Origin of the sequence: Brevundimonas sp. UBA7507 (genome assembly GCF_002478355.1) — a bacterium.
GTDB lineage: Bacteria > Pseudomonadota > Alphaproteobacteria > Caulobacterales > Caulobacteraceae > Brevundimonas > Brevundimonas diminuta_D.
In genome coordinates, this window is the sequence record NZ_DLNP01000008.1 from 50810 (window position 1) to 64176 (window position 13367).

Sequence of the window (13367 nt, forward strand, 5' to 3'; positions counted from 1 at the left end):
CAACTGACGAGAACGCAGATGAACGATATTCCCCCCGCATATGCGGCCGCGCCCCGTTGGCCCTTTGGCGACAGCCCCGAACTGGCCGATGAACTGCTGGCCCTGGTGCTGGACGGACGCAAGCGCGCCACCTGTTCGTCGTTGGCGTCATGCGAGGCCGACATCATGCCGACCGTGGGCGAGGTCAGCGTCATTCTGGACGGCGCCGGCGTCCCTCGCTGTGCGATCCGAACGACCGAGGTCGAGATCATGCCTTTCGAGCAGGTCAGCGAGGACTTCGCTCGCGCCGAGGGAGAGGGCGACCTGACCTACGAATGGTGGCGCGACGCCCATGAGGCCTATTACCGACGCGAAGGAACCTGGGCGCCGGGCATGAAGGTGGTCTGCGAACACTTCGAACTGGTTGAGGTCTTCTGACGGGGGTGTCACGAACGGGGGCGTCACGAAAACGCGTCGTATCCGTCATGGCGATGCGGGGGAATCAGGCGTAGGGTTTTCGCATCAGACCAAGGAAGGAGACGTGTCTTCAGTCCTGTCGCGTCGATAACCCCCCGTATGCGCGGGAGGGCCTGATGCAGGTCCTGTCCCGCCCGCCGTCCGGCTTTCCAGCCCTGGTGCTGAACGCCGATTTCAGGCCCTTGTCCTACTTCCCCTTGTCGCTGTGGCCGTGGGAAGAGGTGGTCAAGGCCGTGTGGCAGGATCGCGTCGACGTGGTCGCCACCTATGACAAGGTCGTGCGCAGCCCTTCGCTGGAGATGCAGCTGCCCAGCGTGGTCTGTCTGAAGTCCTATGTGGATCAGGACCGCAAGCCGGCCTTCACCCGCTTCAACGTCTTCCTGCGCGACGGTTTCGCCTGTCAGTACTGCGGCGCGCCCGGCACGTCCCAGGATTTGACCTTCGATCACGTCATCCCCCGCTCGCGCGGCGGGCGCACGACGTGGCAGAACATCGTCGCCGCCTGCGGCCCCTGCAACCTGCGCAAGGGCGGCCGCACGCCCGGTCAGGCCCAGATGCTCCTGCGCCGCACCGCCCATCAGCCCAGCGCCTGGCAGCTTCAGCAGGCGGGACGGCGCTTCCCGCCCCACTTCCTGCACCAGAGCTGGCTCGACTACCTCTACTGGGACATCGAGCTCGAACCCTAGGGTTTACTGGTGTTGCCTTTTGTTACCCAAGTGCCTGAATGTTAGGCGTTTTGTGGGCAAAGGGTGGTTACCCGTAGTTACCGCTTTATCCTCCGATTTGCTCCCGACTGGTGACCATGTGGTGACCAGAATGGGCACTCAAAACCCGCTGTGGCGGGACGGAGGCGAAATGTCTGGTGACCATACGGTGACCATGAAATTGACCAAACGGGCCGTGGATGCCCTGGTGGCGGGCCCAGAGCGGTATTTGGCGTGGGACATCGAGTTGAAAGGTTTCGGCGTGCGGGTCTCCCCGCAAGGTCGAAAAACCTACATCGTGCGATACCGGACGATCGGTGGCGCGCGGCGGATGCTGACGCTGGCGACGAGCGAGATTCTGACGACCGAAGAGGCGCGCGAAGAAGCGCGTCGCGCGCTCGCGCGGGCGGCTATGGGCGGCGACCCCCAGCGAGCGAAAGCCGAGCGGCGCGCGGAGATGACGGTCAGGGAGCTGTGCGAGCTCTATATGGAGGAGGGCACAGCGACGAAGAAAGAGACGACGCTTCAGATCGATCGCATACGGATCAAGCGGCACATCAACCCCCGTATCGGAAACATGAAAGTCACCGATGTCGCCAGGGCAGATATCCAGCGGCTGATGATCGACGTGGGCAACGGCAATATCCGCAAGGATGCAACGCCTCACACGCGAGGCGGCAAGGGCGCAGCCGCGCGAACGGTCGGCCTCCTGGGCGGCATTTTCAACTTCGCCGTCGAGTATGGCTTTATCGAGCAGAGCCCCGTCCGAGGCGTGAAGCGTTACAAGGACAATCGGCGTGAACGTTTCCTGTCCGCCGCGGAGATGGCGAGGCTTGGAGACGTGCTGGCTCGGCTTGAGCAGGATGGTGGCGATCCCCGACACGTGGCCATCATCCGCCTGCTGACCCTGACCGGCGCGCGCAAGAACGAGATCGCGCACCTTCGCTGGCCGGAAGTGGATCTTGAAAGCGGGCTGCTCCGGTTGAAGGACTCGAAGACGGGTCCCAAGGTGATCCGGCTTGGCAAGGCTGCGCGGGCGCTGGTGGGTTCGCTGCCGGTTCATGATCGCGAGTGGGTCTTTCCGGATCGCCGTCACGCGGGGAAGCCGGTGGCCAACCTGGACTGGGCTTGGGTGAACATTCGCAATCAGGCCGGCCTGCCGGATGTGCGCATCCATGATCTCCGTCATAGCTTCGCCAGCGTCGGGGTGGCGGGCGGCGAAGGTCTCACGCTGATCGGCAAGCTCCTGGGACACCAGCATGTGGTTACGACAAGCCGGTATGCCCACCTCTCCGACGATCCCTTGCAAGCGGCGGCAGACCGGATCAGCGATCGGTTGGCGTCAATGATCATGCCCGCCCCAGCGGATGGCGCAGGCGAGCCAGGCAGCCCTCAAGGCGGGGTTGGTCGGCCTGATGAACTGGCCGGATTTAACATGTCGGTTCCAACGTGTTAAAAAACTCAAGAATAACGAACATGTCTGGCTAGTCATGTTAAAACCCACCTATTGCATTCCTCGCCTTCCGCCGAAGGGCGAGCTTGAAACGGCGGCCGTCCTTCGCGAAGCGGCTCGCGCGCACCGCCATCTGGCGGAGTTGAAAGGGCGTGCCCGGAGCATTCCGAACCAGGCCATCCTCATCGACACGCTCGCGCTTCAGGAGGCGAAGGCGAGTTCGGAAGTCGAGAATATCGTCACCACCCAGGACGAGCTGTTTCAGGCGAGCCTGCACTGGGATGGCGCCGGCTCCGCCGCGGCCAAGGAGGTCGCCAGTTATCGTGACGCCCTAAAGAGGGGCTGGGATCAGCTCCACGAGAACCAGGGGCTGCTGACCAACAATGTCATCGTCGAGATGTTTCAGGTGCTCAAGCGGACGGATGAAGGTTTCCGCGCGACCCCCGGGACGGCTCTGCGCCATCAGGCGACGGGCGAACTCGTCTACGTGCCGCCACAGGATCGCCGGGAGATCGAGGCCCAGATGACGGCTCTCGAAGCCTTCATCAACGACGACGCGGCGAGCGATCTGGACCCTCTCGTGAAGATGGCGCTCATCCATCACCAGTTCGAGAGCATCCACCCCTTCTCGGACGGCAACGGCCGGATCGGCCGGATCCTGAACGTCCTCTACCTGACGCGAACGGGGCTGCTGGACATCCCGGTGCTCTATCTCAGCCGCTATGTGACGGCCAACAAGGCGGACTATTATCAGATGCTGCAGAGCGTTCGGGACAACGGCGACTGGGAGCCCTGGTTGCTCTACATGCTCCGCGCCGTATCCACGACGTCCCGCCAGACGCTAGCTCTGATCGACGGCATGAGCGCCCTGATGGCGGACTACAAGCAACGGCTGCGGGCGCACGCGACAATCCGCTATTCGCAGGATCTGCTGAACAACCTGTTCCGCCACCCCTACACGCGGATCGAGTTCCTCCAGAACGATCTCGACGTCACCCGTCAAACCGCTGCCAAGTATCTCGACCAACTCGCCATTGCGGGGTTTGTCGAGAAGCATCAGGCCGGCCGGAACAACTACTACATCAACCGCCCCCTGGTGGACCTGCTGATGCGAGTGTCGGACTGAGCGGGAAAAACGCGGTCGGTCTATAGGTCATCAGAATCCATCAGCGGTATGCAGACGCAGAATGAGAGGGGCGGGAGGGCAAGATAAAAGAGGGGTGTGTTCGCTTCGCTTTTGTCCTTTCGTTTCCACTCATTAGCGAGCGCTCCCGACCGGTTCTGCGACTTGTGACGACTTGCGGCGGTTGAGAGCGGCTTCGCACCTCCTGGGAGGCGTCGTCATGACCGTCCGCAGCATCATCGAAGACCGCATGTCGGCCTTGTCGGGCTCTGCGGATAACGAGCTTCGTGTACGCCTCGCGACGCGCCTGAAGCGAGACGGCTCTGTCCGGACCTCGATGCTGAAGCGGCTGTCGTCGTCGATGCGCTTCAGCTACGGCGCCAAGGCCGGGGCATTGAAGACTGCAGCCCGGCGATCAGGCTCCGCCTTCCGCGTGGACGTGCGTCAGCGGGTCATCGTCAAGGCTCTCGTGTCGCGACACTTGGGCAAGGGCATGGCTCGCGCCGGGGCGCTGGCCGCCCATGTCCGCTATCTCGGTCGGGAGGGCGCAGGCCAGGACGGGGAGGCGGGGACCTTCTTCGACCGGAACGAGGAGGCAGTGGACGGTGCGGAGCGCATCAAGGACTGGGCCGAGCATCGGCACCATTTCCGCTTCATCATCTCGCCGGAGCACGGCGACCGGATCGCCGACCTTCAGGACTATGTGCGCGATGTCATGGGCCGGGTGTGCGCCGACCTCGGCGAACCGGAGCTCCCGTGGATGGCGGTCTGCCACTACGACACGGACCAGCCGCACGCCCATGTCCTCTTGCCGGGGCGGCGGGCGAACGGACGCGACCTGGTCATTCCCCGCGACTATGTCGCTTACGGCTTCCGGGCGCGGGCCCAGGAGGCGGCGCAGGAACGGTTGGGCGACCTGTCACGGCTCGACGCCGAGCGCCGCGTCTGGCGCGAGACGCAGCGGGACGGCTTCACCAGCTTCGACCGGCGGCTGCTGGCGTCGATGGACGGGGAGGGGATGGTCGCGGACGCGGTGGGCGGCAAGAGCGCCTGGGCGGCGCTGACCCGTGGTCGGCTGGCCCATCTGGAGGCTCTGGGTCTGGCGGAGCGTCAGGGGCTGCGCTTCAGGCTCGACGAGAATCTGGAGGGCAAGCTGCGGCGGCTGCAGATTTCGAAGGATGTCATCCGCACCCTCAGCCAGCGTCGGCTGGAGACCGGGAGGACAGCGGAGGTCTTCCGGGAGGGCAGGGTGACCGGAAAGGTGATGAAGACGGGCTTCCACGACGAGCTCGGCGTCTCGCCCTTCGTGGTTCTGAAGGATGCCCAAGGCGTCGAGCATTATGCGCGACTGGCGGTAGGGGCGGCCTTGCCGGCGGTCGGCGCCCCGGCGACGCTGGGCATGGACGCGCGCGGCGTGGCGCATGTCATCCCGGGCAGAGGGCGCGGCGGGGAGGGCCTGGTGCTGTAAGCCGAAGCGGCGCCGCAGTCAGGGGCGGGCTTCTTCTCTATAGCGTGGCGGGCTCCAGTCGCCGGAGCGCCGGGGCTGGCTGGAGGACGAGCGAAGGGCCGTTAGCTGGCTGCGCGCCCAGTCGTGCAGCTTCCGGCGTGGGTAGTAGGGCGTGCGGCCCAGATGCATACAGGGCGGGCCGTCGGATCGCGTGCTGAAGATCTTGGCCAAGGTCGCTGGCGAGCGGCGGATGCCCATGCGCAGCAGTTCGGTCGACGCCTCCTTGCGGGTCAGCAGGACGTCCTCCGTCTCTCCAAGGTATAGGCCAGTCATTGCGGGTGCTCCTCTGTGAGGGCGCTATCCGGCGACGATTATCCACAGGCGGTCAATGCGGGCGCTGGACGGTGATCACGGGCTAGATCGTTTCAGGCATGTTCAGGCGGTTTCAGAGGGTTTCAACACGTCCAATCCGTTCACGCGGTCTCTCGCGAACGTGATGGCCAGCGACCGCCTGTGTCCACAGATCAGGCGGTCTGGGCCTTCGATTTCAGCTCGGCGATCCTGGATTGGCAGAGGTTGGCGACGAGGTCGCGCAGGATGCGGGCGCGGGCTGTCAGCCATTCCAGGTCCTCGGCCGAGGCGTCGTACTGGTCGCTGTAGCGGGCTTCGACATAGGCGCGCTTGAGCAGTTCGAAGCGGCGGCGGTCGGCGCGCTGTTCGCGCGGCCAGGCCTCGACCAGACGCGTGTCTACGTCCTCGGCCAGGGAGCGCAGGAACTTGATGTTGTGCGAGCGCGGGAAATAGAAGGTGTGGACCAGCAAGAAGCAAGCGTACGCCGCTTCGACGGCTTGGTGGAGGCTGAAGGCTGCGAGCTTGCGATTGCCTTGACCGGTGTAGAACTCGGCACCTTTGAGCAAATCGCCGATCTGTTTGGTCCAGTGCGCCTGATATCGCAGAGCAGTATCGACAGCATCCGTTGGCGTCATCGGCTGCGGCGTCGCCAGCGCATGGCCGGGCACGCTGTAGAGCGAGACGCCGTCGCGGACGATGTCCGCCCAGAAGTACTCGCCGCGCTTCAGGGCGTCGTTCACCTCCTGGAGATCGTGGACGATGATGTTGACGGTCCGGCCAATGGCGGGATCGCGCAGGATCTGATCCTCGGAGTTCCACCAGTAGTCGGCGATGTTGGTCATCTTCTCATTGTTGACCACGATCAGTAGATCGAAATCCGACAGGTAGCCGTTCTCGGGCTCATCGACCCAGTCGCCGCGCGCATAGGAGCCGAAGAGGATGATCTTCAGCACCATCCCGCCGCGACGCCATTCCTGCGTGCCGCCCCCGCCGCCGTTCTTGGCCGCCTCGAAACCAGCCAGCAGCGTGTCCCGCACGCGCTCAAGCTCGCGCTGCTGCCGCTCCGGTAGGTGATGCAAATCAGACCGCATGGGACGAGTCTAACCGAAAACCCCAAGGCTGCACCAACCAACGGTCAAGGTCAGGTGATTTACGCCCCAAGTGCGCCAACAGCAGACTCGCGCCTTCAGCCGAATAGGCGACATCCAGCGACCCTGGTGTCGCTTCCGAAATTTCCAAATCACACAGGGTCCGGAATGCGGGCGATGACCTTGATCTCGAAATCGAAACCCGCAAGCCAGTTCACGCCGACGGCCGTCCAGTTCGGATAAGGCGGCACGCCAAAGACCTTGTTCTTGACCGCCATGATCGTACCGAACTGCGCCTCGGGATCAGTGTGGAAGGTCGTGACATCAACGATGTCGTTGAGGTCGCAGCCAGCGGCCTTCAGCACGGCAGTGAGATTGGCGAACGCCAGTTCGACCTGCTGTTCGAAGTCGGGCTCGGCGGATCCGTCCTCCCGGCTGCCGACCTGGCCCGAAACGAACAGGAGATCGCCAGAGCGGATGGCCGCGGAGTAGCCGTTGATTTCGTAAAGGGCCTGCCGACCGGCAGGGAAGACTGCATCGCGTTGGGGCACCAGGATCTCCATTGATATACGCTTCGTATGTGAATACATGAGGACATACGCAACGTATGTCAACTAACATACGGCCTGTATGTGAGAGAGGAAGCGATGGTCAGACGGCGCAAGGACATGGTCGAGGAAACGAAGGCCAGTCTGATCCGGGCTGCCCGGCACGCCTTTGCGACGAAGGGCTATGCGGCGGCGTCGATGGACGAATTGACAGCGGACGCCGGCCTGACGCGAGGCGCGCTCTACCACAATTTCGGCGACAAGAAGGGCCTGTTGCAGGCTGTCATCGACCAGATCGACGCCGAGATGCTGGCGCGGATGCGGGAGGCCGCGGGTCAAGCCGACACTCCGTGGGCGGCGTTCCTGCAAGAGGGCGTTGCCTATATCGAGATGGCGCTGGAGCCCGAGATCCAGCGGATCATGTTGTTGGACGGACCTGCCGTGCTGGGTGATCCTTCACGCTGGCCAAACCAGACGGCCTGTCTGCGCACGACCACCGAGACGATCCAGAGATTGATTGACGTGGGCACGGTCAAGCCGATTGACGCCGAGGCCGCAGCGCGGCTGGTCAACGGCGCGGCGCTTAACGCTGCGCTATGGATCGCCGCATCTGACGACCCGCGTGCAGTCATGGCCAGGTCGGTTGAGGCCTTCCGGCACCTTTTGTCCGGACTGCTTCAGGCTCCCCCAAATGGTGCGATGGTTCAGACTTCCGCATCCGGCCGCTGATGGACGCTCCGCCCGACAGCGGACCTCGCCAACGGTCGCGTTGGGTCAGATTTTGCAACAGCATTCGGTGCAGAAGCCCAAGACCGAAATCGACCCAAAGCGGCGGTTGAGAAGGCCCGGTTCCAGGAGATCAACCGAACGCCCATTACCCCCGCTAGGTCGTGTCTGATGTCGACCCGCTGCGAATGAACCCAGGCGCGCTGCTAGTCCGTGCTACCAACCGTAGCCATGAGTGTCGCCTCTCCGTTCGATCCCGCGCTTCCGTCCAGTTGGCTGCTGTAAGTCTGGATAGCGAGTCGAATCGATGACGAGCCCGGGCTGCAGAACGACGGGCTGATGCCCGTCACCCGAGACCGCAGGATCGCAGACTCCAGGCTCGCACCATCCACTGTCACCGGCTTGGGTTGATCGTCGACTGTGGCTTTGACAACTCGCGATGTCTCTCCATCAACGCTGATCTCAATCTCGAAGGCTGCGTTTCCGCACATGGTGCGGGCAGACAGCACGTAGCTACGTATGATCGGCGTTTCGCGTATCACAAGCTGATCAGGGCTTTGTGGCACCGGGGCGGGTTGCACTCCGACGGTCACTAACGATGCCAGCAAGGTTGTGACGAGCATGAGTAACTTTCCAATCTGTATGCGCTATCAAGTGGTCAGCCACTTCAAATTTACACCTTTAAGCGAACTTTGTTTCACGACCCATTGCGGACTTCTGGTTAAAGCGGGCCTGGACTGGGGGCCGACGCTCTCCCATCTTGGCCGAATGCCTTACGCTGACATCTACAAGACAAAGCTGGTTGCCTTCATCGACCTTCTGGGGTTTCACAACACCATCGAGCGGTCGGCAATTGAACCCGCCCTCCAGCGCCAAGTCGCGTCGGTCATCGACACATTCCAGCGGACCGCGTGTGAGAACAAAGCACACGACATTGTCCTCACCGGGTTCAGCGACAGTCTGGTCATGTCCGCCGCCGTCACGCCCGAGGGCTGAACGGTTTGCGGAGCATGATAGGACAAATTGCCCGCAACCTGCTCCAGAAAGACATCTTGATTCGGGGCGGTGTGTCTCTTGGCTCCATTCATCACGAAGGGTCGATGACCTTCGGACCCGCCATGAACGAAGCCTATGGGATCGAGAGCCAGTGGGCAGTCTATCCGGTGGTCATCTTGTCAGACGCCGTGGCCGCGAAGGCTGCGCAGTTCGAATCGCGTCGCGTCTGCGTCGACCCTCACCGTCCGCACCTGATGATGCTCGATTACCTCGAACCTATGCGGGTCTACACGCCCGAGCCAGCGGCCGGGAAAGTGATATGGGATGATCCAGCTCTTCTAATCGTCAGCCATATCCAAAACCGCCTGATCCAACATCGGTCGAACCAAAACCTCTACTCAAAGGCTAAGTGGCGTGAACCCGGAGCCGAACTAGGTCACAGGCCCGCAGCTTGGAGTCCAGGGCGCAGTTGAACATCGCAAGCTCGCGCACCCTCCTCGCGACCTTCAACTGCTGTCGAATTGCCCAGATGTGCTTCGGCTTGAGCGGCGCCTTGGGACCGATGAGACGGCCAGCATTCCACGGCCGCTTGGGTTGCATGAACAGGTCAGACTGGCGCATGGCCAACCTCCATTAAGGTCGCCTCCCTGTGTCAGTTGCCAGTCTACGCTCTTGGCATCTCCTCAGCGCCAGCTCGGGTCATTGGCAACTGCGCGCAAAGCTGACAGTCGCGCCTACAAGTAGATGCGTGTCTCGCCGTAGACTCCGGTTCCGGACAAGTTATCACACGTCCTTGGTCGAAATGCTGCAGAACAACAGCCGTTCTGAAACTTGTCCTTCTTGGTAACGGTCTAGCCCCGGCCATTGGTAACGCTTCCGGGGATTCCTTCATGACCACCGCCTCTCGTCGCGCCGCAGCCTGGCTGTTGGCGAGCACCGCGCTTTGCGCGCCCGTCCTCGGATCGCCCGCTGTGGCGCTCGCCCAGGACGCCCCGGCCGAGGCCGCCACCGTAGTCAGCGAGATCGTCGTCACCGGCCAGCGTGAAGCCCAGCGCGCCGCCATCGCCGTCAAGCGCCGCCAGTTCGAGGTCATGGACGCCGTGTCCTCGGACGACATCGGCAAGCTGCCGGACCACAACACCGCCGCTGCCCTGCGCCGCATCCCCGGCGTGTCGATCATGGAAGACCAGGGCGAGCCGCGCTGGCCGATCCTGCGCGGTCTGGCCTCGACCTATAACCGCACCACCATCGACGGCGCCTTCGTCGGCTCGGTCGACGAAAGCGCCCGCACCGTGCCGATGGACATCGTCCCATCGGTCATGGCCGGCCGCCTGGAGGTCATCAAGACAGTGACGCCCGAGAATGACGCCAACGCCATCGGCGGCGTCATCAATGTACGAACCCGCAGCGCCTTCGACCGCAAGGGCCCCTTCTTCGACGGCATGGCCTCCTACGGCGTCTATGAGCGCAGCGGCGACGTGCGAAACGACGATCCGTCCTATCGCCTGAGCTTCGCCACTGGTCGCCGCTTCGGCGCCAATGACCAATGGGGCGTGGTGTTCGGCGCCTCGCACGAACAGCTCGACTACGACATTCCGCAGGTCGAGGTCGCCGCCCCCTCGGTGCGTGAATACGATGCCGACGGCAAGCCGGTGGACTCCGGCTCGGCGACCGGCAACGGCATCCAGGTGCCGACCCAGAACCGCCTGTTCTGGTATAACAACACCAAGCAGCGCTCAGGCCTGAACGGCAAGCTGGAATGGCGCCCGTCCAACACCTTCCGCTGGGAAGCCTCGGCCCTGTGGGCCAGCATGGAGGACGATGAGGAGCGCATCGAGTTCCGCGCCGAGCCGAACGGCAACGTCTCGAACCAGACGCAGACTTCGGGCGTCTTCGCGACCGGACGCAACCTCGTCGGCCTGAACCAGCCGATCACCCAGCGCGAGATCGGCCTGGTCCGCAGCGGATTCCAGTGGGACGCCACCAGCCAGTGGACGCTGGACGGCGACCTTTCCTACTCCAAGGCCTCGCTGGAGACGCCGAACACCTCGTATGGGTTCCGCACGGCGGTCCATTCCGACTTCGGATTCAGCTACGATACGTCGGACTTCTTCCCGGTCTTCACGCCGACCGATCCGGCCGCTTTTCGCGACGCCTCGCTCTACAACCTGCAACAGCGCCGCGTGTCCCTGACCACCAGCGATGAAGACACGGTGCAGGCCCGCTTCAACGCCGCCTTCGACGACGGCGGCCATGAGCGGAACCTGACGATGAAGTTCGGCGGCCTGATCCGCTCCAGCGACCGTTCCCACGCCAGCAGCCGCACCGACTACAAAACCGCGCCCGGCTTCGCCTTCACCTTCGACGAGGTGGACGTGGGCGGCCCCAGCGAGCTGATCCAGGGCCGCTATGACCTGGGCGCCCGCATCGACGCCGGTCTGGCCGAAAGCTTCTTTGAGGCCAACCGCGACCGCTTCATCGCCACGACCGCACTGCCGACCGGCGACTATGACGTGACCGAGGACGTCTACGCCGCCTATGGCCAGGCCAGCTATCGGATGGGCGACGTCACCGTCCTGGGCGGGCTGCGCTACGAGAAGACCGAGGTGGAGTCCCAGGCCGTCCGCAACACCGGCGGCGTCCTGACACCGGCGCACAACGAGGGCGGCTATGAGAACTGGCTGCCCAGCGTCCACCTGCGCTGGGACGTGCGCGAGGACATGGTGGTGCGCGCCGCCTGGACCAACACCATCGGCCGTCCGGACTTCGGCTCCCTGGCCGCCAGCGAGAGCCTGAGCTTCGACGGCTCGCAGCCGACCCTGTCGCGCGGCAACCCCAATCTGGAGCCGCGCGAGAGCGAGGGCTTCGACCTGTCGTTCGAATACTATCCGACGGACGGCCTGATCTCGGTGGCGGTCTTCACCAAGTCGATCGACAACGAGATCTTCACCCTCAGCTCGGTGCAGCGCATGGACGTGGGTCGGGGCAAGGAGGACGTGCTGGTCTCCACTCCGATGAACGCCCAGTCGGCCGAAATCCGCGGGATCGAACTGGGCTTCCAGCAAGCCCTGACCATGCTGCCGGCGCCGTTCAACGGCTTCGGCGTCAGCGCCAACGCCACCTTCCTGGACACGGAGTTCACCTTCCTGACCTCGGCGGGCGAGCGCCACACCGGCCTGTTTCAGCAACCGGACACCACCACCAACGCCTCCATCTATTATCAGCGCGGGCCGCTGGAAGCGCGGATATCGCACAACTACGTCGGCGGCTTCCTGGAGACGATCAACGACTCCATCCCCAACGCCGATCAGTACTGGAAAGGCCGTCACCTGTATGACGCCTCGATCAGCTGGCGTTTCGACAACGGCATGACGGTCTTTGTCGAAGGGCAGAACCTGAACGACGCCGGTCGTCGCGAAGTGACCGGCCCAAACCAGGGCTACCTGCAAGAATCCGCCGAATACGGCCGCACCTTCTGGATCGGCCTGTCCGCCAGTTTCTGATCCTGCCTCTCAAGCCGCCTTTCCGATCGGGAAGGCGGCTCTTCTGTCTGAAAGCTCCGCCATGCTGACCGCCGCCCTCGCCGCCCTCGCCCTGTCCGTCTCCCAGGCGCCTGAGGCCCAGCCGTCGGCGCCCGTCCTCGCCGGACGACTGGCGACCGTTCGCCGCTATCCGTCCGACGCGCGCCAAGGCGTCGCCGTCGGTCCTAACGACGTCTACGCCGTCTCCAACTGGTCCCTGACCCGTTACGACAAGGCGACCGGCGAAAAGAAGGCCGCGTGGTCGGGCGATCCCAAGCGCTTCCCCCACATCAACTCCTGCACGCTGATAGCCGCCGAACTGGTCTGCGCCGCCTCCAACTTCCCCGGCACGCCGCACGTCAGCACGGTCGAGGTCTTCGATCCGCAGGACCTGCGTCACGTCCGCAGCGTCGCTCTCGGTTTGGGCACCGGCTCCCTGACCTGGATCGAGCGTCACGACGGCGCCTGGTGGGGCATGTTCGCCAACTATGACGGGCGCGGCGGCGAGGCCCCGCGCGACCACCGCCACACCACCCTGGTCCGCTTCGATGATCAGTGGCGGCGCACCGAAAGCTGGGCCCTCCCCATGTCCATCCTGGAGCGGATCGCGCCGATGAGCATTTCCGGCGGCGGATGGGGTCCCGGCGGCCGCCTCTACCTTAGCGGCCATGACCACCCCGAACTCTATGTCGTCGCCATTCCCGACGGCGGCGGCGTCGTTGATCATATCGAGACGCTAGGCATGGAGGCCGAAGGTCAGGCGATCGACTGGGACGAAAGCGCCCCAGGCATGCTCTACGGCATCACCCGCCGCACACGCGAAATCCTCGCCATGAAGGCACCCGATGCGAATTGACCGGGCCGCAAGCAGACGTCGTGAACGTCCGCCAAGAGTCAGCTTCAGCCATTCGCGGAGACATCGAAGGCAATGACAGTTCCTGACTCATAGCGGAC

13 protein-coding genes are annotated in these 13367 nt (G+C 63.8%); 10 read left to right on the plus strand and 3 right to left on the minus strand.

All coding sequences use genetic code 11. The annotated features are described in order from the left end of the window. Window positions 1–18: 18 nt before the first annotated feature. The 5 genes from B3D50_RS04960 (at window position 19) to B3D50_RS04980 (ending at window position 5204) form a co-directional block, all read left to right on the plus strand. Entirely contained in the window at window positions 19–417 is a 399-nt protein-coding gene (locus B3D50_RS04960; protein WP_286949821.1) for an ASCH domain-containing protein, read from the plus strand. A gap of 152 nt (window positions 418–569) precedes the next feature. Then, on the plus strand, window positions 570–1142 hold the full coding sequence (locus tag B3D50_RS04965) for an HNH endonuclease (protein ID WP_286950003.1): 573 nt from the start codon (window positions 570–572) through the stop codon (window positions 1140–1142). A 169-nt stretch (window positions 1143–1311) separates the two neighbouring features. After that, window positions 1312–2616, plus strand: a complete 1305-nt coding sequence (locus B3D50_RS04970; RefSeq protein WP_286949822.1) for a tyrosine-type recombinase/integrase — start codon at window positions 1312–1314, stop codon at window positions 2614–2616. A gap of 34 nt (window positions 2617–2650) precedes the next feature. After that, window positions 2651–3739, plus strand: a complete 1089-nt coding sequence (locus B3D50_RS04975; RefSeq protein WP_286949823.1) for a Fic family protein — start codon at window positions 2651–2653, stop codon at window positions 3737–3739. A gap of 217 nt (window positions 3740–3956) precedes the next feature. Further along, window positions 3957–5204 (plus strand): DUF3363 domain-containing protein, encoded by a 1248-nt coding sequence (locus B3D50_RS04980; protein ID WP_286949825.1) that lies wholly within the window; start codon window positions 3957–3959, stop codon window positions 5202–5204. Between the two features lie 18 nt (window positions 5205–5222). On the opposite strand, the gene B3D50_RS04985 is transcribed toward B3D50_RS04980, so the two are convergent. From B3D50_RS04985 to B3D50_RS04995, 3 genes are all read right to left on the minus strand, one after another. Next, a complete protein-coding gene (locus B3D50_RS04985; RefSeq protein WP_286949827.1) occupies window positions 5223–5516 on the minus strand; it encodes a hypothetical protein in 294 nt (97 codons plus the stop codon). Between the two features lie 191 nt (window positions 5517–5707). Next, on the minus strand, window positions 5708–6625 hold the full coding sequence (locus B3D50_RS04990) for a HEPN domain-containing protein (protein ID WP_286949828.1): 918 nt from the start codon (window positions 6623–6625) through the stop codon (window positions 5708–5710). 149 nt (window positions 6626–6774) lie between these two features. After that, a complete protein-coding gene (locus B3D50_RS04995; protein WP_286949829.1) occupies window positions 6775–7185 on the minus strand; it encodes a RidA family protein in 411 nt (136 codons plus the stop codon). An 84-nt stretch (window positions 7186–7269) separates the two neighbouring features. On the opposite strand from B3D50_RS04995, the gene B3D50_RS05000 reads away from it, so the two are divergent. From B3D50_RS05000 to B3D50_RS05020, 5 genes are all read left to right on the plus strand, one after another. Beyond that, complete coding sequence (locus B3D50_RS05000) at window positions 7270–7899, plus strand: TetR/AcrR family transcriptional regulator (protein WP_286949830.1); 630 nt, start codon at window positions 7270–7272, stop codon at window positions 7897–7899. A gap of 639 nt (window positions 7900–8538) precedes the next feature. Then, window positions 8539–8892 carry a hypothetical protein gene (locus B3D50_RS05005; protein WP_286949831.1) on the plus strand — a complete coding sequence of 118 codons (354 nt, stop codon included), beginning with the start codon at window positions 8539–8541 and terminating at the stop codon, window positions 8890–8892. A 14-nt stretch (window positions 8893–8906) separates the two neighbouring features. Then, entirely contained in the window at window positions 8907–9365 is a 459-nt protein-coding gene (locus B3D50_RS05010) for a hypothetical protein (RefSeq protein WP_286949832.1), read from the plus strand. Between the two features lie 417 nt (window positions 9366–9782). After that, window positions 9783–12395: a TonB-dependent receptor gene (locus B3D50_RS05015; protein WP_286949834.1), complete on the plus strand. Its 2613-nt coding sequence runs from the start codon at window positions 9783–9785 to the stop codon at window positions 12393–12395. A 61-nt stretch (window positions 12396–12456) separates the two neighbouring features. Then, the gene (locus B3D50_RS05020) at window positions 12457–13269 is read left to right on the plus strand and encodes a hypothetical protein (protein WP_313415040.1); all 813 of its coding nucleotides are present in this window, start codon (window positions 12457–12459) and stop codon (window positions 13267–13269) included. Window positions 13270–13367 lie beyond the last annotated feature (98 nt).